Annotated in this window: 23 protein-coding genes; 16 read left to right on the plus strand and 7 right to left on the minus strand. The window is 54.1% G+C overall.

The annotated features are described in order from the left end of the window. The first annotated feature begins 69 nt into the window (after window positions 1-69). The 3 genes from rsgA to spoVM all read left to right on the plus strand — a co-directional run bounded on the left by rsgA (window position 70) and on the right by spoVM (window position 1965). Window positions 70-978 carry a ribosome small subunit-dependent GTPase A gene (gene rsgA, locus CHH75_RS04535; protein ID WP_095397528.1) on the plus strand — a complete coding sequence of 303 codons (909 nt, stop codon included), beginning with the start codon at window positions 70-72 and terminating at the stop codon, window positions 976-978. A 1-nt stretch (window position 979) separates the two neighbouring features. Next, a complete protein-coding gene (rpe, locus tag CHH75_RS04540) occupies window positions 980-1636 on the plus strand; it encodes a ribulose-phosphate 3-epimerase (protein ID WP_095397529.1) in 657 nt (218 codons plus the stop codon). Between the two features lie 248 nt (window positions 1637-1884). Then, on the plus strand, window positions 1885-1965 hold the full coding sequence (gene spoVM, locus CHH75_RS04545; protein ID WP_095263314.1) for a stage V sporulation protein SpoVM: 81 nt from the start codon (window positions 1885-1887) through the stop codon (window positions 1963-1965). A 338-nt stretch (window positions 1966-2303) separates the two neighbouring features. Here spoVM and rpmB read toward each other — a convergent pair whose 3' ends face one another. After that, window positions 2304-2492, minus strand: a complete 189-nt coding sequence (gene rpmB / locus CHH75_RS04550) for a 50S ribosomal protein L28 (protein ID WP_095263315.1) — start codon at window positions 2490-2492, stop codon at window positions 2304-2306. A 364-nt stretch (window positions 2493-2856) separates the two neighbouring features. On the opposite strand from rpmB, the gene CHH75_RS04555 reads away from it, so the two are divergent. The 4 genes from CHH75_RS04555 to CHH75_RS04570 all read left to right on the plus strand — a co-directional run bounded on the left by CHH75_RS04555 (window position 2857) and on the right by CHH75_RS04570 (window position 8117). Then, the gene (locus tag CHH75_RS04555) at window positions 2857-4647 is read left to right on the plus strand and encodes a DAK2 domain-containing protein (RefSeq protein WP_095263326.1); all 1791 of its coding nucleotides are present in this window, start codon (window positions 2857-2859) and stop codon (window positions 4645-4647) included. Between the two features lie 42 nt (window positions 4648-4689). Further along, window positions 4690-5550, plus strand: coding sequence for a DegV family protein (locus CHH75_RS04560; RefSeq protein WP_095263327.1), 861 nt, complete (start codon window positions 4690-4692; stop codon window positions 5548-5550). A 14-nt stretch (window positions 5551-5564) separates the two neighbouring features. Further along, entirely contained in the window at window positions 5565-7616 is a 2052-nt protein-coding gene (gene recG / locus CHH75_RS04565; protein ID WP_095263328.1) for an ATP-dependent DNA helicase RecG, read from the plus strand. A 213-nt stretch (window positions 7617-7829) separates the two neighbouring features. Beyond that, a complete protein-coding gene (locus CHH75_RS04570) occupies window positions 7830-8117 on the plus strand; it encodes a stage VI sporulation protein F (RefSeq protein ID WP_095263329.1) in 288 nt (95 codons plus the stop codon). A 140-nt stretch (window positions 8118-8257) separates the two neighbouring features. On the opposite strand, the gene CHH75_RS04575 is transcribed toward CHH75_RS04570, so the two are convergent. Then, entirely contained in the window at window positions 8258-8962 is a 705-nt protein-coding gene (locus CHH75_RS04575) for an SOS response-associated peptidase (RefSeq protein WP_095263330.1), read from the minus strand. 124 nt (window positions 8963-9086) lie between these two features. Between CHH75_RS04575 and CHH75_RS04580 the strand changes: the two genes are divergently transcribed. Then, on the plus strand, window positions 9087-10388 hold the full coding sequence (locus CHH75_RS04580) for an NCS2 family permease (RefSeq protein ID WP_095397530.1): 1302 nt from the start codon (window positions 9087-9089) through the stop codon (window positions 10386-10388). Window positions 10389-10546: 158 nt separating this feature from the next. Here CHH75_RS04580 and CHH75_RS04585 read toward each other — a convergent pair whose 3' ends face one another. After that, a complete protein-coding gene (locus CHH75_RS04585; protein ID WP_095397531.1) occupies window positions 10547-10726 on the minus strand; it encodes a hypothetical protein in 180 nt (59 codons plus the stop codon). Window positions 10727-10961: 235 nt separating this feature from the next. On the opposite strand from CHH75_RS04585, the gene CHH75_RS04590 reads away from it, so the two are divergent. The 3 genes from CHH75_RS04590 to CHH75_RS04600 are packed head-to-tail and all read left to right on the plus strand — an operon-like array spanning window position 10962 to window position 12954. After that, window positions 10962-11345 carry a YhjD family protein gene (locus CHH75_RS04590; RefSeq protein ID WP_095263332.1) on the plus strand — a complete coding sequence of 128 codons (384 nt, stop codon included), beginning with the start codon at window positions 10962-10964 and terminating at the stop codon, window positions 11343-11345. Continuing rightward, window positions 11342-12613 carry a DNA polymerase IV gene (locus tag CHH75_RS04595; RefSeq protein WP_244908057.1) on the plus strand — a complete coding sequence of 424 codons (1272 nt, stop codon included), beginning with the start codon at window positions 11342-11344 and terminating at the stop codon, window positions 12611-12613. Before CHH75_RS04590 ends, CHH75_RS04595 begins: the two co-directional genes overlap by 4 nt. Beyond that, window positions 12610-12954 (plus strand): YolD-like family protein, encoded by a 345-nt coding sequence (locus CHH75_RS04600; protein WP_095397532.1) that lies wholly within the window; start codon window positions 12610-12612, stop codon window positions 12952-12954. Before CHH75_RS04595 ends, CHH75_RS04600 begins: the two co-directional genes overlap by 4 nt. A gap of 107 nt (window positions 12955-13061) precedes the next feature. Here the strand turns inward: CHH75_RS04600 and cyoE are convergent, their stop codons facing one another. Beyond that, window positions 13062-13985, minus strand: a complete 924-nt coding sequence (gene cyoE / locus CHH75_RS04605) for a heme o synthase (protein WP_095263334.1) — start codon at window positions 13983-13985, stop codon at window positions 13062-13064. A 281-nt stretch (window positions 13986-14266) separates the two neighbouring features. Between cyoE and CHH75_RS04610 the strand changes: the two genes are divergently transcribed. Together CHH75_RS04610 and CHH75_RS04615 are read left to right on the plus strand one after the other, a co-directional pair. Then, the gene (locus tag CHH75_RS04610) at window positions 14267-15349 is read left to right on the plus strand and encodes a Gfo/Idh/MocA family protein (protein WP_095263346.1); all 1083 of its coding nucleotides are present in this window, start codon (window positions 14267-14269) and stop codon (window positions 15347-15349) included. 165 nt (window positions 15350-15514) lie between these two features. Continuing rightward, on the plus strand, window positions 15515-16495 hold the full coding sequence (locus CHH75_RS04615) for an arsenic resistance protein (protein ID WP_095397533.1): 981 nt from the start codon (window positions 15515-15517) through the stop codon (window positions 16493-16495). A 245-nt stretch (window positions 16496-16740) separates the two neighbouring features. On the opposite strand, the gene CHH75_RS04620 is transcribed toward CHH75_RS04615, so the two are convergent. From CHH75_RS04620 to CHH75_RS04630, 3 genes are all read right to left on the minus strand, one after another. Next, window positions 16741-18135: an ABC transporter substrate-binding protein gene (locus CHH75_RS04620; RefSeq protein WP_095263336.1), complete on the minus strand. Its 1395-nt coding sequence runs from the start codon at window positions 18133-18135 to the stop codon at window positions 16741-16743. A gap of 144 nt (window positions 18136-18279) precedes the next feature. Next, window positions 18280-19104 (minus strand): carbohydrate ABC transporter permease, encoded by an 825-nt coding sequence (locus CHH75_RS04625; RefSeq protein WP_095397534.1) that lies wholly within the window; start codon window positions 19102-19104, stop codon window positions 18280-18282. Further along, complete coding sequence (locus CHH75_RS04630) at window positions 19101-20075, minus strand: carbohydrate ABC transporter permease (protein ID WP_095397535.1); 975 nt, start codon at window positions 20073-20075, stop codon at window positions 19101-19103. Before CHH75_RS04630 ends, CHH75_RS04625 begins: the two co-directional genes overlap by 4 nt. Before the next feature lie 202 nt (window positions 20076-20277). Between CHH75_RS04630 and CHH75_RS04635 the strand changes: the two genes are divergently transcribed. Genes CHH75_RS04635 through rbsD form a run of 3 tightly spaced genes read left to right on the plus strand, consistent with a single transcriptional unit; the run spans window position 20278 to window position 22539 of the window. Next, window positions 20278-21258 carry a LacI family DNA-binding transcriptional regulator gene (locus tag CHH75_RS04635; RefSeq protein ID WP_095397536.1) on the plus strand — a complete coding sequence of 327 codons (981 nt, stop codon included), beginning with the start codon at window positions 20278-20280 and terminating at the stop codon, window positions 21256-21258. 2 nt (window positions 21259-21260) lie between these two features. Continuing rightward, window positions 21261-22139 (plus strand): ribokinase, encoded by an 879-nt coding sequence (gene rbsK / locus CHH75_RS04640; protein ID WP_095263340.1) that lies wholly within the window; start codon window positions 21261-21263, stop codon window positions 22137-22139. 1 nt (window position 22140) lies between these two features. Then, on the plus strand, window positions 22141-22539 hold the full coding sequence (gene rbsD, locus CHH75_RS04645; RefSeq protein ID WP_095397537.1) for a D-ribose pyranase: 399 nt from the start codon (window positions 22141-22143) through the stop codon (window positions 22537-22539). Window positions 22540-22549: the final 10 nt, after the last annotated feature.

Genomic DNA, 22549 nt, shown 5'->3' on the forward strand with positions numbered 1-22549 from the left:
CGCTTGCGGTAGCCGGTTCTTGAACTTCATTATAAATCTAAATCCAACAGGAAAGGTGAGGCCTATTATATGCTAGAGGGACTGATCGTGAAGGCGCTAAGCGGATATTACTATGTCAAACCATTTCGAGATGACCGGTCGATATCCGGGGAAGACCAGGCGGTTCAATGCAGAGCCCGCGGCATTTTCAAAAAAAGAGGCATCTCTCCGCTCGTTGGAGACCATGTAAAGTACTCGCTAACTGAGAATGGGGAGGGGACCGTGGATGAAATTCTTCCACGGTCTTCCCAATTAATTCGTCCTCCGGTAGCGAATGTGAATCTGGCTGTGCTTCTGTTTTCTGTGAAGGAGCCGGATTTGAATCTGGTGCTGCTGGATAAATTTCTTGTACATATCGAACATTCCGGATTGGATGCGTTAATATGCCTGACTAAGCAGGACCTGGCTGACGAGAACGATACACAGGTTCAAGAGGTCAAGGCGCTGTATGAAAACATCGGTTACGAGGTGCTGATTACCAGCTCCTTGGAAGGGATTGGTGTTGAGCAGATCAAGCAGCGGCTGGCGGGCGAAATCAGCGTGTTTGCCGGACAGTCCGGCGTAGGAAAGTCCTCGCTGCTGAATTCCCTCCAGCCAGGGCTGTCGCTGACGACAAGCGAGATTAGCATGCGTCTTGGACGGGGCCGGCATACGACGCGCCATGTGGAGCTGATTGAGCTGGATAATGGCGGATTCGTTGCCGATACGCCGGGTTTCAGCCAGCTTGATTTTCTGGAGCTGGGGGTTGAGGAGCTGTCGAGCTGCTTCCGCGAGTTCGTTCCTTATGCGGCGGATTGCAAGTTTCGTGGCTGCAGCCACATGCACGAGCCGGGCTGTGAAGTGATCCGGGCCAAGGCAGAGGGCCGCATTGCAGAAAGCCGCTATGTTCATTACACAGAGTTTTTTGCAGAAATGAAAGACAAGAAGCGGAGGTATTAATATGATCATAATAGCGCCATCGATATTGTCAGCTGATTTTGCCAAGCTGGGGCAAGAGGTGCGGGAGGTTGAGGCAGGCGGAGCCGATTGGATCCACGTCGATGTGATGGACGGGCACTTCGTCCCGAACATTACCTTGGGGCCGCCGATTGTGCAGGCCATCAGACCGCATACTTCGCTGCCGCTTGACGTTCATCTCATGATCGAGCAGCCGGAGCGTTATATCGCGGATTTCGTGAAGGCGGGAGCGGACTATGTTACCGTTCATGCTGAAGTCTGCCCTCATCTTCATCGTGTCGTTCATCAGATCAAGGAGCTTGGCGCGAAGGCAGGGGTAGCCATCAATCCGGGCACGCCGGCGCATGTGCTGCAGGAGGTGCTTCCGGATCTGGATCTGGTGCTTGTCATGACGGTGAATCCCGGATTTGGCGGACAAGCCTTTATTGAACGGACCGTGAACAAGATTCGTCAGATCCGCGAATGGGCGGAGCAGTCGGGCCAAGCCGATCTTCACATTGAGGTAGACGGGGGCATTACGGCGGAGACAGCGCCGCTGGTCGCTACAGCCGGGGCGAATGTGCTGGTGGCAGGAAGCGCTGTGTACGGCCAGGCCGATCGCGCTGCCGCAATCGCCGGCATTCGCAGCAGCGTATCCTAGGCCAGCAACGAGGCAACCTAACATGATTTTTGCTGATTGCACCACGTGCGCCCCTCACTGCGCGTGGTGTTTTTCTCAGGGAGCTGCCCGGTTTGACCACATGCGATGCATAGGGCGGGGCGTTACCGCATAAGTATGGTTACATGAGCTGGGTTCTCATGTAGCCTTTTTTTGTCTGTGTTCACATCTGTAGGCTTGGTGCATACGATATTATAGGAAGGCATGAGAATGATTGGGGAGGGTGAGACATGAAATTCTATACGTTCAAGCTGCCGAAGTTTTTGGGAGGTTTTGTGAAAGCCATTTTAAATACGTTTCACAAAGGCTGACAGCTTGTCACGGCCAACCAACCTTTCGACTGGGGCGGCACCGCCAGGGGTGCTTTACTGGATGAAGAACATAAGGAATCACGATGTGATGCGGGTATACCGGATAGGGGAGACATACCGAGGCCCCGCGGAAGGTTTTTCTTGTGATATAAGAGAGTGCTCGGGTGTAGCTGCAGCTGCTTTGGGGCTTTCTTATATCTGAAAAAGCACCTGGCTGCGCAAGGTGCTTTTTGTTTAGATATGTATGTATCCAAAAACAAGAAAAACTTCCTGCCCCGGACCGCTCCCCGAAAGGTGCTGGAGATTAAGAAGTTTTTCTTCATTATAACATGAGATGATTATACGCGAGTCACTTTACCGGATTTCAAAGCACGAGTGCTGACGTATACACGTTTTGGCTTGCCGTTCACGAGAATGCGGACTTTTTGAACGTTAACGCCCCAAGTGCGCTTGTTGTGGTTGTTTGCGTGGGAAACATGGTTTCCGCTGCTTGGTTTCTTGCCAGTTACATAACATTTGCGAGCCATTTATTACACCTCCTTGTTCACTAACCCTGCATAAAACAATACTTAAATATAATATCACAGTAAAAATTGCTCCGTCAACTGCCCTAAAAACATTTATTTCTCTTACTTCTTATAGTACAATGTTGTTTAGTCCATAATATTTCGAATGACGGAAAGTTATGGATCATCGGCATGTTTGGGCGGGGCCCGGTTCATGTCGAACGAAGGGACGAGATTTCAGCCCATCATGTCCGTGATCCTAGGTCATTGACTTAGGTATATTATAGAGTGTCTATATATGGCTTGGGCATTTCGTTTCGGCTGGTGAGCTTTGAAATAGAATGTGATTGATGTTAGGGTATCAAGTCAGGAAGGGGAATTCTCATTGAGTAAGCGTTCTTTAAATGGAACAGAATTTACCGCGATGGTTCTAGCCGGAGCGGAGCGGCTTCAGCAGCATGCGGAGCACGTTAATTCCTTGAATGTGTTTCCAGTGCCGGACGGTGACACAGGAACCAACATGAATTTGACGATGACTGCCGGTGTGACTGAATTGAAGAACAAATATTCGGAGTCGGTAGGACATAGCGCTGGTGTGCTGTCCAAGGGGCTGCTTATGGGCGCGCGCGGCAACTCGGGTGTTATTCTATCCCAGTTGTTCCGGGGCTTTAGCCGATATGCGGCACCGCATGCGGAGCTGACGCCTCAGCAGTTTGCAGCCGCGCTTCAGACCGGCGTGGAGGCGGCATACAAAGCGGTCGTTAAGCCGGTTGAAGGTACGATTTTGACGGTCGCCAAGGAAGCGGCCAAGCATGGTGTATACTATTCCCGCCGAACGGCAGACATTGTGGAACTGATGGAGCAGGTGCTGGCGAAAGCGAAGGAAACGCTGGCCCAGACACCGGACATGCTGCCGGTACTCAAGCAGGTGGGCGTTGTCGATTCGGGCGGACAGGGGCTCGTTTACATCTACGAAGGTTTCCTGGCTGCTTTAAGAGAAGAGACGACGGCTGGTCCGGTAGGTGTGGCGTCGGTTGATACGGCACAAGCAGTGTCCCGTTCCGCCGAACCGGTACAGCAGACAAGCCCGTTTGCAGCGGCAGAGATCCCGCTTCCAACCTCGGCGCAGTCCAGGCTTGCAACTGAAGATATCGAATTTCTGTATGATATGGAATTCTTTATCAATCGCCAGCTTGGCGGGGGACAAGACGCAGATTTCGATGAAGATAATTTCCGGAAAGCGCTTGCAGTGAATGGGGATTCCATTATTGTCATTGCGGATGACGAGACGATCAAGGTTCATGTTCATTCCAAAGCGCCGGGGGAAGTGCTGAACCTGGCCCTGCAATATGGCGAGATTACCCAAATTCATATTCTGAATATGCGCGAGCAGCATCGCGAGCTGCTCACGACGGGGATGGATATCGCCCCGATGCCGGAGCTGTTTGCCGATATTCCGGCAGAAGCCCGCACGCCTGAAGCTCCGGCGGTTCCGCCGGCAGACGAGATAGCGCCATTTGGATTCATCGCGGTATCGTCAGGTGACGGCATCTCCGAGATTTTCAAAAGCCTCGGCATCGATGTCGTTCTGGCAGGCGGTCAAACGATGAACCCGAGCACGGAAGATTTCGTGAACGCGGTGTCTTCGATTTCAGCGCAGCATGTTTACATTCTTCCGAACAACTCCAACATCGTGCTCGCGGCTCAGCAGGCCAGAGAGCTGCTTGAGGATGAGCGCAGCGTAACGGTCATTCCAAGCAAGACGATTCCGCAGGGAATTGCGGCTGCCTTCGCCTTCCAGGAAGACGAGAGTGCTGATGTGAACACGGAGAACATGCTGGATGCGATTGCGCGGGTGCAGTCAGGCCAGGTGACCTATGCCGTACGCGACACAACCATCGACGATTTGGAGATCAAGGCCGGCCAGTTTATTGGCATTCGGAACTCCAACATTGTAGCGGCAGCGGAGGATCTGCTGTCAGCGAGCAAACAGCTGCTTGGCAAGATGATGGAATCCGGCGATGAAATCGTGACGCTGCTTACAGGGGAAGATGCTTCCGAGGAAGATACCCAGGCGCTCACGGGCTGGTTAGGGGAACAATATCCGGACGCTGAAGTGGAAGTGCACTATGGAGGTCAGCCGATCTATTCGTACCTGTTCTCTGTGGAGTCTTAACCGAATCATTCAATTTGATTGTATGGATTAGGAGGGGTTACGGTGAATAAAACCGTGATTGTAACAGACAGCACCGCAGATATTCCGGCAGACCTGGTGAAGCAATATAACATTCATATTGTGCCGTTAAAAGTGATGTTCGGCGAGTATTCATATTTGGATGGCGTAGATATATCGGCCGGGGAGTTCTATAAGCGGCTTGTGGAATCTCCGCAGCTTCCAACGACTTCCCAGCCGTCTCCTGCTGATTTTGTGCAGGCTTACGAGTCAATTTTCAAGCAATATCCGGAATGCTCCATTCTGTCGATTCATATTTCGTCAGGGCTGAGCGGCACCTATCAATCGGCTAAGCTGGCCACCTCGCTATTAGAGGAGAAAGCGGACCAGATTACGGTATGGGATTCCAAATCGGCTTCCTACGGATTCGGGCTGTTTGCAGCCCATGCAGCCAAGCTGGCAGCCGACGGCAAGCCAGTCGAGGAGATCATAACCGCGATTGAGGAGCTGCGCAGCAAGCGCCGCCTCTACTTCCTGGTTGATACGCTGGAGTATCTCCAGAAGGGCGGACGAATTGGCAAAGCCTCGGCTGTTCTGGGAACGCTGCTGAATATTAAACCGATCCTGTCTATCGATGAGGAAGGCATTATTTTCTCGGTGGAAAAGGTTCGCGGCCGCAAAAAGGCGACAGCTCGCATGGTGGAGCTGTTCCAGCAAGATCTGACAGGTGTGACGAAGGTTCATGTCGCGGTAGGCCATACGGCCGATCGGGGGCTGGTGGAGGATTTCCTGCAGCAGCTGTCCGCAGTGTTTACGGTGGAGGATGTGGTGTACTCCGACATCGGGCCGGTTATCGGCACCCATGTCGGGCCGGGCACGATCGCGGCTTATATATGGCCTGCTTAAGTGAGGTAGATGTTATGAGTTTGGAACTCGATCAAATATCCGTCAGACAGATCAACGGCGTGAGCGCCCTCAAGGAAGGGGAGCTTCACGCCTTTGGCGTCTCTACGGTCAAGGATTTACTCGAATATTATCCGTTTCGTTATGAGGATTATCGGCTTCGCTCCCTGAGCGAGGTGAAGGACGGGGACAAAATTACGATTCAAGCCAAAATCGCCGGCGTACCGGTGCTCCAGCGCTACGGACGCAAGTCTCGTTTAACCTGCAAGATGCTGGCGGAGAGCTGGATGTTTACGGCAACCTGGTTCAACCGTCACTTCTTGAAGGATCAGCTTGCTGCGGGCCGGGAAATTGTGCTGACAGGCAAATGGGATCAGCGCAGAATGCAGCTTACCGTTTCGGAATCGGAGTTCCCGGACAAGGGCGCGTTCCGCAGCGGAACGGTGCAGCCGGTCTATTCGGTCGGAGGCAAGATTACCCAGGCCTGGATGCGGAAGACGATGACCCAGGCGCTGCAGCAGTATGGGGATATGATTCCTGAAATTTTGCCAAAGACGCTGCTGCAAAAATATGATTTTATGCCCCGGAAACAGGCGATTCGCACGATTCATCAGCCGGTGGATACGCGAGAAGGCCAGGAAGGGCGCAGGCGGATGGTGTATGAGGAGCTGTTTCTGTTTCAGCTCAAAATGCAGGCATTCCGCGCCCTGAACCGGAAGCGAATGGACGGCGTGGTCCATACGGCGGACAATGCCACGATCCGGGAGTTTGTTCGCAGCCTGCCGTTTGAGCTGACCGATGCACAGAAGAAGGTGGAGCTGGAGATTTTGCACGATATGCGCTCACCCTACTGCATGAATCGGCTGCTCCAGGGTGATGTCGGCTCCGGCAAAACGGTCGTGGCTGCGATTGCGCTGTTCACGACGGTGCGCTCGGGCTTTCAGGGGGCGCTGATGGTGCCGACAGAGATTTTGGCCGAGCAGCACACTCGCTCGCTCCAGAAGCTGTTCGAGCCCTTCGGGATTACGGTAGGGCTTCTGACGGGAAGCGTCAACGGGAGAAAGCGCAAGGACCTGCTCGCTTCGCTGCAGATGGGCTTGACGGATGTTGTTGTCGGCACGCATGCGCTGATCCAGGAGGATGTGTATTTCCGCCAGCTCGGCCTGGTTGTCACCGACGAGCAGCACCGCTTCGGCGTCAACCAGCGCAGCATATTGCGCCGCAAGGGGTATAACCCGGATGTGCTCACGATGACGGCAACGCCGATTCCGCGCACGCTGGCTATTACCGCTTTTGGCGATATGGATGTGTCTACCTTGTCGGAGCGGCCGAAGGGACGGATTCCGATCACGACCTACTGGGTCAAGCATGAGATGATGGAGCGCGTGCTCGGCTTTATTGCACGAGAGGTGGATCAGGGGCGCCAGGCGTACCTCATTACACCGCTGATTGAAGAATCGGACAAGCTGGATGTTCAAAATGCGATTGACCTGCATGTTCAGATGCAGCAGGCGTTTCCGAAATACCGGGTCGGGCTGCTGCACGGCCGGATGACCCCGGGCGAGAAGGATGAAGTGATGCGGCAGTTCTACAGCAATGAGGTGCAGCTGCTCATTTCCACCACCGTCATTGAGGTAGGTGTTGATGTGCCGAACGCTACGCTGATGGTGATTATGGATGCGGACCGGTTTGGCCTCTCCCAGCTGCACCAGCTTCGGGGCCGGGTTGGCCGGGGCGAGCATGCCTCCTACTGCATCCTGGTAGCGGATCCGAAATCGGAGGTAGGCCAGGAGCGGATGCAGGTTATGACGGAGACCGATGATGGCTTTGAAGTATCGCGGCGTGATCTGGAGCTTCGGGGACCCGGGGATTTCTTCGGCACGAAGCAGAGCGGGCTGCCGGAGTTCAGGCTGGCGGATATGACCGCCGATTTCAAGATCGTCGAGGAATCTCGCGATGATGCCGCAGCGCTGGTGAGCGACAGCGCCTTCTGGACATCGCCCGAGTATGCGCCGTTGCGGAATTACTTGCAGCAGGAGAACATTTTTCAAGGCGATATTATGGATTAGCTCCCGATTGGTGTAAATGATCGAGCGGTGGAAGCGATGGAGTCTGGCTGAAGCTCAGGCTACCCGCGTTTACAGCGTCGCTCGGATTGGCGCTCATTTAACAGCGTAAGGCCCGTTTCGCCCGGACAAGTGACTGAATCTATTAGCACAATGGACAGGCTTTCGTCATATACTCAAAAAGCGACAGCAATTATAACGGGAGGTGCCTGAATATTGAGCTATCAGCAGTACGGCATTAGTCCTCAGCTGGTGGAGCGGATCAAGCTGAAAATGAAAAACCCGGCGGTCAAGGAGAGAATTAAAGGGCTGACTCAACATTTGACGAAATCCGATCTCCAGAACAGTTTAAAGGTGCAGCAGCTGGTGCGGACAGCCAGCGGCATTCTGAATGAAAGGCTTACGGCAACGCAGGAGCAGCAAATCGTTCAGTTCGTGCTTGCCCAGCGGATTGATCCGAAGAATACGTTCCATTTGATCAAGCTGTGGGGCATGTTCCGTTAGAACGATCGAACATCTCATCGCAAGGTAAGCTGGAATTGAAGAAGCCCCTGCGGGAGGGTCTCCTCCACAGCCGGGGCTTCTGCCGTGACGAGATCAGCGAGACGGCGCGGTGTAGACAGAGCTGAGTGCTAGGTGATCGCTCAAGCATCGGCGATCGACTGGATGCATGCTTCGGTATCGTTTCTGACCGAATTGACGGCCGTGCTGACCGGCTCGGCTTGCATCTCGCTGGCGGGATACGGCCGCAGCAGCTCCCGAAGCGCTTGGAGCATGGCCTGCGCATCGCCGGCTGCGGAGGCGTCCTCACGGCGCAGCCACAGCGCTTCATCTTCCTTCCGCAGAATGACCGGCATCCGGTTGTGAATGGGCGCCATCAGCGCATTCGGCTCGGTTGTAATGACGGTGCAGGTGCTGCGCTTCTGACCGTCCGGCGTCACCCATGTATCGTACAGTCCGGCCATGCTGAAGATGCCGCCGTCCCGAAGACGAATGCGGAAGGGCTGCTTGCCATGTTCGTTTTTTTGCCATTCGTAAAATCCGTCGGCAGGGATGAGGCATCTTTTACGATAAAAGGGTATCTTATAAGCAGGCTTGTTCTCAAGCGTCTCGCTGCGAGCGTTGATCATTTTGCCGGCCATGGACGCGTCCTTGGCCCAGGAAGGGACAAGCCCCCACTGCAGCTGCCCGATCCGGCGGCGTGTACCGTCATGAATGATGGCGGTCACCTGCTGGCTGGGCGCAATGTTATAACGGGGTATATGGAACGGGGACACCGAGTCCGGGTCAATCAAGTAGCGCATGAGCAGCTCTTCCCAGGTCACGGTCAATGTATAGCGTCCGCACATCGTTTCTATGGCCTCCTTGGATCGATATCATCGTTTGTGTTAGAGTATACCATGCATGAGTCTGCATGCCCAAGAGGGGTGCAGCGGTTACAGCAACAAGCATTAGAAATGGAGGATATGGTTTGTGTTTGATTTAAAAGCAAGCGGCACCTCGGCCAAGACTGAAGTGGTAGCCGGTACGACGACTTTTTTTACAATGGCTTATATTATGGTGGTGAATCCGCTCATTCTGTCTGAAGCGGGGGTTCCGTTTGAACAGAGCTTCACGGCTACGATTATTGCGACTGTTATCGGGACGCTGCTGATGGGGCTCGTGGCGCGGTATCCGATTGCGGTTGCGCCCGGGATGGGGCTGAATGCGTATTTTACATACTCGGTTGTCCAGGGCCATAACGGGCTTGGATACGTCGAGGCCTTCTCGGCGGTGTTCGTGGCGGGGATTCTGTTCCTGCTGCTCTCGATGACCACGCTTCGGCGCAGGTTGATCGAGATGATCCCCGGAAATCTGAAGCATGCGATTACGGTCGGGATCGGGCTGTTCATCGCCTTTATCGGCCTGCGAATGAGCGGCATCATTACGGCCCATCCGGACAATCTGGTTGCTCTTGGCAATCTCCATGAGCCGACCGTTGTACTGGCGCTGGCAGGTTTGACGGTGACGCTTGTGCTGCTGGCCCGGGATGTGAAGGGGGCGCTGTTCATCGGCATGATTATTACGGGGATCATCGCTTATTTTGCGGACATGCTGTCGTTTACGGGCGGAGTTGTGTCGCTCCCGACGCTGCCTGAGGGGATTCTGGTATGGAATCCGGTCACTTCGATTGCTGACGTGATCTCCCACGGCTTGTATGCCGTCGTCTTCTCTTTCCTGCTCGTGACGCTGTTTGATACGACAGGGACGGTTGTCGGCGTGGCTGAACAGGCCGGGCTGATGAAGGATAATAAGCTGCCGCGCGCCGAGCGGGCGATGTTCTCGGACTCTGTGGCCACGGTGGCTGGCTCGATGGTCGGCACCAGTCCGACTACCGCTTATATTGAATCGGCAGCCGGTGTCGGCGCAGGCGGCCGGACTGGCCTCACAGCGGTCGTGGTGGCGCTGCTGTTCATGGTGGCGGCATTCTTCAGCCCGCTCATCGGCGCTGTTGCCGGATTGTCGGCTATTACGGCGCCATCGCTGATCGTGGTTGGCTGCCTGATGCTGAGCAATGTCCGCCATATCGAATGGAAGGACTTTGATGAGGCGTTCCCGGCTTTTCTCGTCATTCTGACGATGCCGCTCACCTCCAGCATCGCGACCGGCATTGCGCTCGGCTTCATTTCCTACCCGCTGATGAAAATCGTGAAGGGCAAAGGAAAGGCCGTGCATCCGCTGATGTATATTTTTGCAGTGCTGTTTGTACTTCAGCTCGTTTTTGTTCCGCATTGATTCATCTGTACGGTTGATGTTATGGAAAAATCCCCTGGCAGTCCGCATTTCGCGGATGACCCTGCCGGGGGATTTTTTTGTGGATGCATGCATTGGTTAGCGAGGTCGAGATCCGCTTCCACATACCAGCGGTATAGGCTGTGCGTGCTAATGTTTGTTTATCGCTTCTGCTGCAGCAGCGTTTCGATTTTCTGATCAAGCTCCTTCAATTGACGATCATAATGGCGGTAGGTTATGTACCCGATCACAGCTTTGACAGCAAAAAAGAGTACAGCTGCGACAGCGATCAAAAGATAATTGTGGCTTGCGGAATGCAGCCATTGCTCAACTCCATGCATAGGGGGACATTTCCTCCTTCGGTTTCAATCACGAATTTTGGTTGCAGCTTCGCAGTATGCCGCCTGATAAGATCGATAACTATATCCTGTTCCAATCCGGTTATTCTTATGAATCTGGCGCGTATTTCATCGGTCCTCCAGAGCGATCAGCCAATAGGATTATATTTACATTGATAATAAAACGTATGTTCGCATATAATACAAACAAACGTTCTCATTATGAGGTGGGATTGTCATGTTGAGTATAGGTCTCAAACCGGAAGAAACGAGACTGGTGAAGGATTATGCTGTATTGCCGTTATTGCTCGACGTGCTGGAGAATGACGGGGAAACGCTGTGCCGATGCGATGCCAGAACGCCGGAATTGACCCGGATGATGATCGATCAATTGCAGCTTGCGGCGATGGCGGATCTGACGAAGGCGCGCCGGAAGATGCGGGAAAGCGATCTGAAGGTTTACGACAACCGAAGGTCAAGCCTTGGGATTGAGGTTGATTTTGTATGCCGGGGCTATCATCACAAGCTGTCCATGCTGTGGGGGCTGATCGAGGCGGAGATTGAGCAGAGGGCGTATGCTTACCTCGGGCTTAAGCCGGAAGACAAGGGGTGTCTGATGTGAAGGCATCGAAACGGGTGATCATGCTGGCCGATTGCCAGTCTTTCTATGCAAGCGTGGAGAAGGCGGAGCATCCGGAATATCAAGACCGGCCGCTGGTCGTTGCCGGCGATCCGGAGCGACGCTCGGGCATTGTCCTTGCAGCGTGTCCGAAGGCCAAGGAGAAGGGGGTAAAAACGGCAGAAAGGCTAGGGGAGGCCATGGCGAAGTGTCCGGAGCTGGTTGTCATCAAACCCCGGATGCAGCGGTACATTGACGTCTCCATGAAGATTACGGATATCTACAAGTCCTTCACCGATTTGGTGGAGCCTTACAGCATTGATGAGCAATTTCTCGATGTGACCGGCAGCTTGCATCTGTACGGCTGTACACCGGAGGAACTGGCCCGCATGATTCAGAATTACGTCCAGGAAGCGACAGGGGTGTACACCCGTTTCGGCATTGCCGACTCGAAGATTCTGGCGAAGATGGCCTGTGACAACTATGGCAAAAAATCGCCGTCAGGGATCTATACCTTGTCCAAAGATCATCTGGACGGGACGCTGTGGAAGCTGCCGGTCAGCGACATGTTTATGGCCGGCAGCCGGATGACCCGGCATTTCATGGCGATGGGGCTGCCTACGATCGGCAGTGTGGCGAGGACGCCTCTGGCCAAGCTGAAGCAGATGATGCGCCGGAAGTTTGGCAGGAACTCGGATATTCAGGCTGAGCTCTACTGGCGAATCGCCAACGGCATCGATGACAGCCCCGTGCGTCCGGGGACGCATCAGGTGGATCCGAAGTCGGTGGGGCATATGATGACGCTACCCCGCGATTACGGCAGGCTGGAAGAGATCAAGGTGGTGCTCTTGGAACTGACGGAGCTGGTATGCCAGCGGTGCCGCGGGCTTGGATTCATGGGGCATGTCGTTTCCGTCCACTGCACGGGTGCCGATTTCGACCGGCCTTCGGGATTCTCAAGACAGATGAAGATGGATGATCCTTCCAACGTCACCAATCAGGTGTACCGCTGGGCGTGCAGGCTGCTGGAGAAGCATTGGGACGGCCTGCCGGTCCGGCAGGTGGGCATCAGCCTGTCGCAGCTGACCCCGGACCAAGAGTATCAATTATCGCTGTTTGATATGGACCGGGAGAAATGGATGGCGCTTGAGCGCACGACCGATGCGCTGAAACGGAAATACGGGGATGCCATCATTATTCGGGCTGTTTCTATGACAGAGGCAGGCCAGGCACTGGATCGCTCAACGAAGATAGGAGGTCATTACAGATGACAACACGAAAAAAACTGGAAGGCAACGGGCTGTGGGAATCGAGCCGGATGATGCTGCCGGAGCATAAGGAGTCCATTATTCGCCGTCAGCTGGAAGAGGGGAGAAAGGTTAAGCCGATGCTGGACGCACAGGAGATGGAGCTGATTGAACATGCGCTGGCGGAATCTTTTTACGATCACCGGACGATTACGCTGCGGCTGTACGATGAATACGAAGAGGTGGAGCGGACCGGCGTGGTTACGATCGTCCTGACCCACCGGCGGGAGATCAAGCTGACGACTGGACCCGGGGAGTGGGAATGGATCAGGATTGACGATATCCTGTCGGCCGGCGTTTCCTGATACAGGAGCGTTGCCGGTATTGCGCCGATTCGTCGCCTCTTTGTCATGCAGTTCAACGATGATCTGCAAAACAGGGCTGCCCGCAAAGGACAGCCCTGTTGAAAGAGTTATAAAATTTGAGCGACAACGGAAAAGATAATAACGACCAGAAACAGCAGCGTGAGGTGATTGAGGGAGAAGATGAACATCTTCTTCGCCCACGAGGCCGGATCTGTCTCGCGGTAGCTCGCCAGGCTAAGGATGAGCCAGCCCAGGCTCATCAGCACGGCCAGCGCTGCAATATACGGGTTCAGCGACCAGAACAGGAGGCTGGACAGTACGAGCAGCACAAGATAGACGTTGGTGCGGTGATACGTTCTGCGGATTCCTCTGATGACCGGATACATCGGAACGCCGGCAGCCTTGTATTCATCCAGTCTGCGGATGGCGATGGCATAGAAATGGGGCATCTGCCACAGCAGCATCATGATGACGATCGCCCATATTTCCATGCGGAGCATGTCGCTGGATATCGCGGCCCAGCCGATCAGAGGCGGCACGGCGCCGGAGATGCTTCCGACTTCGGTGTTGTACACCGTCGTCCGCTTCGTCCACATCGTGTAAGGCACCACGTAGAAGAACAGTCCGAGAAATCCGAACAGGGCCGCCAGCGGTGAAGCGGCGTACAGGACGATGAAGCCTGACAGGCTCATCAGAATCCCGATGGTCAGTCCAATCGGCGTGTCCACCTGTCCGGTGACGGTCGGCCGGTTCTTGGTGCGTTCCATAATCGCGTCGATATCCCGGTCATATAGGTTGTTAAACGCGCCTGCCGAACCGATCACAAGGGACGATCCGAGCAAAGCCAGGCATATCTTCGTTATATTGTCCATGAACGAGGTGTCAAACACGTACAGTGCCATACACAGCCCCGCAAACATGGCAATGAGGTTGGACTTGATAATTCCGGTTTTAATGGTATCAAAAAAAACTTTGGTCAGAGAGTTGTATCCTACGGCATGATTCGGTTCCTGATTATTGATAGTATTCATGACCCACTCACTTCTATATTTTTTTACTATCATCTTACCATGAAGAAGCTAAAAATTAATCCTCTATTAAGGAAAATTACGAATACTGTCGAAAAGAGACGGTGAAACCTGCCAAAAAACCAGCAGGCTGGATCAGGCGGATGTCGTAATTTTATACACATCATGTCGCATTGTTATACTAAAAAAAGCTGCAAAATATGATACCTTAGAGATGGCTGTCAGGATATTACATACTTATCATGCCGGAACAGAAATTTGAGAAAGTGAAGGTGACGATCAACATGGGCAAAGTATATCGTGTAGGGATCATCGGATGTGGTGGAATCGCGAACGGCAAGCATCTGCCAAGCTTGAGCAAGCTGAACAATGTAGAACTGGTAGCGTTCTGTGACATCGTTCAGGAGCGGGCCGAGCAGGCGGCCGGGAAGTACGGAATCGAGGGAGCTCAGGTAACCACAGATTACAAGGAGCTGCTGAAGGATAATACAATTGACATTATTCATGTGTTGACTCCGAACGATTCTCACGCGGAGATTTCCATTGCTTCGCTTGAGGCGGGCAAGCATGTAATGTGTGAAAAGCCGATGGCCAAAACAGCCGCTGACGCGAAGCGGATGATGGAAACGGCGAAACGGACAGGCAAGAAACTGACGATTGGCTACAACAACCGTTTCCGGAACGACAGCCAGTATCTCAAGGAGCTGTGTGATGCCGGAGAGCTTGGACATATTTATTTTGCAAAAGCCCATGCCGTGCGGAGAAGAGCCGTACCAACCTGGGGTGTGTTCCTGGACGAGGAGAAGCAAGGCGGAGGTCCGCTGATTGATATCGGTACTCACGCGCTTGATCTGACCCTCTGGATGATGGACAACTATAAGCCGAAGGTTGTGCTTGGTTCGACCTATCATGAGCTGGCCAAACGCGAGAACGCGGCTAACGCTTGGGGACCATGGGATCCTAAGAAGTTTACCGTTGAGGATTCCGCTTTCGGGATGATCGTGATGGAGAATGGCGCAACCATTATGCTGGAATCCAGCTGGGCGCTCAATACGCTCGAAGTGGATGAAGCGAAGTGCACGCTGAGCGGCACCGAGGGCGGAGCAGACATGAAGAACGGTCTGCGGATCAACGGAGAGAAATTCAGCCGTCTGTACACCAAGGACATCGAGCTTAGCTCTGGCGGCGTTGCTTTCTATGAGGGCGGTAAAGAAGAAGCTCCGGACGTGGAAATGAGAAAATGGATTGAAGCGATCGAGAACGATACCGATCCGGTAGTTACGCCGGAACAGGCTTTTGTCGTTTCGCAAATTTTGGAAGCTCTTTATGAGTCTGCACGTACCGGAAAGGCCGTGTACTTCGATTAAGTCGCTTCGCATGAACACGCTGTGCCGTGGACGGCTGCAGCTCCAGTTGCTATAATGGGGTTACGGTTGGACCTGAGATGGATGTTGCGTGCGGAAGATCGCTATGTTCCGGCACTGAGACGATCGGGTCTACAGATACGAGCCGACGTGTGCGGAGGAATGGCGATGAGTACGATGGATAAGCTACAAACACTGATTATTATAGCGGCGGTTGGGATTGGTTTAGCGATTGGCCAAATCCCGGCCGCTCTTTATTATGCCGAGATGATCATTCTGCCGTCGCTGCTGCTGATGATGTACGGCCTGTTTCTGACGATTCCGCTCAGGCAGCTGCGGCAGGCTTTCGCCAACCTCCGATTTCTGTCGGCCAGCGCGGTCATTAATTATATGTGGACCCCGCTGCTGGCATGGGGGCTTGGCGCCATCTTTCTGTCAGAGCATCCTGCCCTGTGGATCGGGTTTATGATGCTGATGGTGACCCCGTGTACAGACTGGTACTTGGTGTTCACTTCGATTGCCAGAGGCAATGTGCCTCTGTCGGCTTCGATTCTGCCGATGAATTTGATGCTGCAGCTTCTGCTGCTTCCGGTATATCTGCTGGTATTCTCCGGAACAGTGGGCACATTCGACCTGAGCTCACTGGCGGAAAGTGTGCTGCTTGTTCTGGCGCTGCCGTTCGGGCTTGCCTTGCTCACGCGCGCGCTGCTTCGCAGAAGACCGGCCTGGCTGGAGCGGGGCATAACCCCGTTTTTTGCTAAAGCCCAGCTGTGGTTTCTGTCGCTGGCCATTGCGGCCATGTTTGCGTCGCAGGGCTCGCAGCTGTTTGCCCATATGGAGACGGTGTACATTTTGCTGGTGCCCGTGCTGCTGTTTTTTTCCATTAATTACATCGTTGGCGGACTTGCCAGCAGGCTGCTCGGGTTCTCCTACGAGGACTCGGCCAGCTTGCGCCTGACGATCCTTGCCCGCAATTCGCCGGTGGCGTTGGCCATTGCCGTCACGGCATTTCCGGACGAGCCGCTGGTGGCGCTGGCGCTCGTTGTAGGGCCGCTTATTGAGCTGCCGGTGCTGGCGCTCATTACCCAGCTGCTGCTGTCAGGCACGAGAAGGCGCCCCGTATCAGGGAGATCATCCATAGATAGATAGCCTCGAAGAAACCGTAAGGCATGGAGTACAATTTGCAAGTGAGAGCAGCTGCTCAGAAGCAGCAGCGATCCGGCTAGAAGACGGGAGGCTACCGGGAAGAGGAGCGAAGACAAGGGAAGAAGGTGGCGGCTTGGATAACGGCGGCCGGAGTTTGGGGTCGAAACAAAACACCCCCTGAAGGTACAGCCGCAGATCGTCGTAGAATCCGCAGCTGCACCTCAAGGGGCATATCCTGCACCAAGCGATTACTTCACTGTTTTGTTGTAAATCTCGATTTTGGAGGTGATCTCCTGAGCTGCCTTGTCCAGCGCCTCCTGAGGGGTCTTCTGACCGTTTAATACTTCCTCGATCGCAGTCTCCGTAAGCTGACGCGCCTCAGGGAATACGCCCATAACCGCCCCTTGGGTAGCCAGGTTCTCTTCAGTCTGATGCAGCTGGTCAACGGCTGTCTGGAATTGCGGATACTTCGCCAGATTTTCCTTCACGATAGGCTCATCATAGGCCTTTGTAGTTACCGGGAAGTAACCGGTGTTCACATGCCAGTAGGCTTGGGTCGTTGGGTCAGCCAAAAACTTCATGAATTCCCAAGCGGCCTTCTGTTCTTCTTCAGGCTTGTTGTTCATCAGCCACAGGCTTGCCCCGCCGATGATCACGCCGCCCTTGCCGCCATCGGATGGACGTGGCAGGAAGCCTGTCCCTACCTCGAATTTGCCTTCGGCCGCATTGACAATACCGCGCAGGGAGGCCGTTGAGTCGAGCATCATGGCAATCTGCCCAGCTGCAAAAGCCTTCTTGGTATCATCCGTTTTCCGGCCCAGATTCAGCAGCACCTTGTCGTCGAGCATTTGCTTCCACCATTCCAGTGTTTTCACACCGGCAGGGCTGTTGAGCTGGGAAGCGGTGGCCAGATCATTCCGTCCGTTGCCGTTGTTCAGCAGCTCCGCACCTTGATTGGAGAAGAACTGTTCCATGAACCATCCGTAGATGGCGAAGGAAGCGCCGGTCTGATCGCCTGTTGTCAGCGCCTTGGCTGCTTCGGCTACCTCTTCGTAGGTTTGCGGCGGATTTTCCGGGTCCAGCCCGGCCGCTTTGAATGCATCCTTGTTATAATACAGAATCGGATTGGACGAGTTGAACGGCATCGAATGAAGCTTGTTGTCAAAGGTATAATAGCTCTTGATGTTAGGTTCGAGAGCAGAGATATCATACTGTTCTGCATCCATAAAGTCCTGCACCGGACGAATCGCCTTCGTATCCATCATGAAACGGCTGCCGATTTCGTAAACCTGAATCATCGTCGGACCACTGTTGGAGCCGAGGGATGCTTTCAGCTTGTTCAGGCTTTCATCATAGGTTCCTTGAAACACGCCTTCAACCTGAATGTCCGAGCGGGACGAGTTAAATTCAGCAATCAGCTGGTCAACGGCTGTTCCGAGTTCACCACTCATGGAATGCCACCATACGACTTTGATAGGTTCTTGCGTTTGCTCGTTGTTACTTGCAGACGCGGGTGAAGCGCTGCTCGGAGTTTGTCCGGAATCGCTTCCGCTGGCAGTTGTGCCTGCGCCGCAGGCGGCTGTGAACATCATCATGCAGCTCAGAAGAAGCAGGCTGAAGGATTTTTTGCCAAAACGTTTCATGATCGGTTAATCTCTCCCTTATGAAAATTCATTTATCAGAAATTGCACCGGGCCTGGGCTCTGGGAGCCTGTCCGCAGCACAAGGCTGATTTTCGTTTGCACAACGACAAACTATAGCTGTACGGTAATTGAAGCGGGCGGAGCCTAGCCTTTCAGCGCCCCGGCAGTAATCCCTCGCACAAGCGGCTTGAGGCCAAGCGCGAGCAGGAGCAGGGAAGGCAAGAGCATCAGCAGCACGCCGGACAAGATCAGATTCCAGGAGTTCATCTCCTCGAATTGCAGCATCCCGATGCCGATCTGGACGGTGCGCATTTCCTCCCGGTTCGTGGTCAACAGCGGCCATAAATACATGTTCCAGTTATTCAAAAAAGAATACACCCCCAGCGTTGCAAGCCCCGGCACGGACAAAGGCAGCACCATGCTGAGGAACGTCCGGACATGCCCGCAGCCGTCCACCCGGGCGGCCTCGAACAGCTCCTTCGGCAATGAGAGAAAGGTCTGCCTGAGCAGGAAGGTGCCGAAGGCGGTGGCCAGAAACGGGACGATCAGACCTTGGTAGGAATCCAGCCAATTGAGGCTTCTGATCGTCAGATAGTTCGGAATCATAATGACTTCCCACGGAACCATCATGGTGGCGAGGAACAGGCTGAACAGCAGCGTTTTCCCGGGAAATCGAAGAAAGGCGAACGCATAGGCGGCCAGCGCAGAGGTGAGGACTTGTCCAATCATGATGGCACAGGAGACGATGGCGCTGTTGGCGATAAACCGGAGCACCGGAATCGTCTCGATAACCTTGAGGAAGTTGGCCAGATTGATTGTCTCCGGAAGCAGCGGCGGCGGGTACACGGCCGATTCCGCTTCGGTCATCAAAGAGCTGGACAGCGTGTACAGGAGCGGAAAAGCTACGGCCAGCGCTCCGACAAGGAGAAGCAGGTAGATGAAGCTTTTGGGCAGAAGTCGCAAACTCATTGATAGTGCACTCTCCGTTCCACGAATTTAAACTGCAGGAGGGTCAGCGTCAGAATGATGACAAACAGGATCAAGGCCTGGGCGCTTCCGATGCCGAACCGGAAGTTGATGAAGGCGTCCTGATAGATGTTGTACACGATGACGTTGGTGCTGTTCATCGGCCCGCCTTTTGTCAAAATATTGATTTGGCCGAATGCTTGGAAGGCACCAATGATGGATACGACCAGCGTAAAGAACAGCGTCGGCGAAATGAGCGGCATCGTGATCCGGAAGAACGTCCGAAGCGGACCGGACCCGTCGATGCGCGCACTGTCGTAGATATCCTCTGACACGCCCTGGATGCCGCTGAGCATCAGGATGTAATTGAAGCCCAGATTCATCCACACGGTCATGATGGCAATCGATATCATCGCCCACTTCGGGTCGGTCAGCCACTGCACAGGGCTGAGGCCGGCCAGTGACAGCATATAGTTCAGCATGCCGAGTGTCGGATGGTACAGAATCATCCAGATCATCGAGCCTGTCCCAACCGAAACGGCCATCGGGAGCGAGAAGATGAACCGGAATATCTTCATGCCTTTCAGCTTGTTGTGCGTTAGAGCGGCAAAAAACAGCGCGGCCGCAATGCCCGTTGGAACGGTCAGCAGCATGAACATCAGGGTGTTGCCAAAGCTTTTATAGAACATGTCCGAGCTTAAAATATCCTTGAAATTTCCAAAGCCGACAAATTCGGCTACACGGCCCTGCGGATCCGTAAGAAACAGGCTGAGATATACGGATTTGAGCAAGGGGTAGAACAGAAACGCGCCGAACAGCAGCAGCGAGGGGGCCAAGCAGGCGTATGCCAGCGTGATTTCCCTGCGACGGATTTTGCGAATGGAGGTGCGCTTGCGCTCGCGCGCGGATTCCATCTCATTAGCCGGAGGCGTGATGGGCGTGCTCGGTGGAGACAGCGTGAATTCTTTTTCCATGTCTTTGATTGACCTCACTTTCCACACTTGGCCTTTCAGCTATTGAGTATAGGGAATATATGTAAAAATAAGTTGGGATTTATGTTAGAAGAAAGTAATATATTTACAAAGTTCGATATGCGAATAAAACGCTTGCAAAAAATATAAGGGTATGATATGTTATACCTGTAACCGGTTACACACATCGAAGAGGTGATGGCTGATGGCAACAATTAAGGATGTAGCGGGCCGGGCTGGAGTATCTGTCGCTACCGTCTCCCGAGTGCTGAATGGAAACGGCTATGTGCATGAGGATACCCGGCAGAAGGTGGAAGAGGCGATTCGCGCCTTGAACTATACACCGAATGAGGTGGCTCGTTCTTTATACAAGAAGAAGTCGAAGCTGGTGGGGCTCTTGCTGCCCGATATTACGAACCCTTACTTTCCGCAGCTGGCGCGTGGCGTCGAGGACCGGATGCAGGAGAACGACTATCGGCTGATCTTTGGCAACAGCGATGAGAACCGGGAGAAGGAGATGGACTACATCCAGACCTTCATTCAGAATCACGTAGTGGGCATCATATCCTCCACGAATGATCCCGGTGCGGAGATGTACGCCGAGCTACGCATTCCGATTGTGTTCCTTGACCGGACGACGAGCGACCGTCCATCCGTGTATGCGGATGGCAGAGAAGGCGGGAGACTGGCTGCACGGGAGATCATCAAGCGCGGCAGCAAGCGGATCACGATCATCCAGGGACCGGCTCATGTCGGACCGGCGATGGACCGGTACGAGGGTGCGGTGGAGGTCGTGCGAGAGCGGGGTCTTCCATATGATGTGCTGAAGACGACATCCTTTTCATTTACCGAAGCGGAGGGCTGGGCCCAAGACTTGTTCCGGCTATACCCGGATACCGACGGGGTGATCGCCAGTAACGATATCGTGGCTTCGGCGGTGCTGCAGGAAGCGTTTCGGTTAGGGAAAAGGGTGCCGGAGGACGTCCAGATTATCGGATTTGACGACATTCCGCTCAGCAGACTGCTTGCTCCGTCCCTGTCCACGATTCACCAGCCGGCCTATGAGATGGGGCGCGAGGCTGCGGAGCTGTTGATACAGCTCATGGAAGGACAGCATATCGAACGAAAAAGCAAACAATATCCCGTTCATTTCATCGAACGACAGACAACGAGAAAGGTGGACTAATCATGGCAAAAATAACGGTAGTTGGAAGCTCTTCGATGGACCTGGTGGTGACCTCGTCCAAACGCCCTGGCGCTGGCGAAACGGTGCTCGGCGACAGCTTCAAGACGGTTCCGGGAGGCAAGGGCGCCAACCAGGCGGTCGCTTGCGCAAGGCTGGGAGCCGAAGTGTCGATGATCGGCTGTGTGGGCGATGATCACTTCGGGCAGGCCATTTTGCAAAATTTCAGAGACAATGGTGTTTCTGTAAAGCATGTGGAACCGGTTACAGGTATGGAGAGCGGAACGGCGCACATCGTGCTGGCTGAAGGAGACAACAGCATCGTCGTTGTTAAAGCCGCCAACGATTGCGTGACGCCTGCTTATATCGAGAAGACCGAGGATGTGATCAAGCAGTCGGATATGGTGCTGGTCCAGCATGAAATACCGGAGGAGTCGGTAGCTTATGTAAGTGCGTTGTGCGCGAAGCATGGCGTTCCGCTCATTCTGAATCCGGCGCCAGCGCGTCCGGTGCCAGAGGCAGTTCTTGAGCAGGCAGCCTATATTACGCCGAATGAGCATGAAGCGTCGATTCTGTTCGGCGGCGCGCCGCTCGAAGAGTCGCTTCGCCGTTATCCGAACAAACTGCTCATAACCGAGGGCAAGCGGGGCGTGCGCTATTATGACGGGACGAAGGAAGTGGTCATCCCGGGCTATGAGGTCGAAGTGGTGGATACGACGGGAGCTGGAGATACCTTTAACGGCGCTTTGGCGGTCGCGCTGGCCGAGGGCAAGAGCCTGGCAGACAGTCTGAAATTCGCCAACCGGGCAGCATCCTTGTCAGTCACCAAATTTGGCGCTCAGGGCGGCATGCCGACGCGGAGCCTCGTAGAGGAGAGTCTGTAACATGAAGAAGCAGGGCATACTGAACAGCCACATTGCCAAAGTGCTGGCCGATCTCGGTCATACCGACACGATTGTGGTCGGGGACGTCGGCCTCCCGGTTCCGCCGGGGGTCCTCAAGATTGATCTGGCCATCAAGCATGGCCAGCCGAGCTTCCGCGATGTGGTGGATGCCATCGCCGAAGATATGGTGGTGGAGAAGGTGATCGTTGCCGAGGAAATCCATGCAGCCAATGCGGAGACGCTTCAATATATTCATAACAGGTTCCAGCATTGTGATATCGATGCTTGCCCGCATGAAGAGCTCAAGCGGCAGATGGCCACTGCGAAGGCGGTCATCCGGACGGGGGAAGCGAAACCGTACGCGAACTGCATTTTGCAGGCAGGTGTCCATTTCGGCTAAAGAGGAGGAA

The sequence above is a fragment of the Paenibacillus sp. 7541 genome (assembly GCF_002276395.1).
GTDB classification, from domain to species: domain Bacteria; phylum Bacillota; class Bacilli; order Paenibacillales; family Paenibacillaceae; genus Paenibacillus_AQ; species Paenibacillus_AQ campinasensis.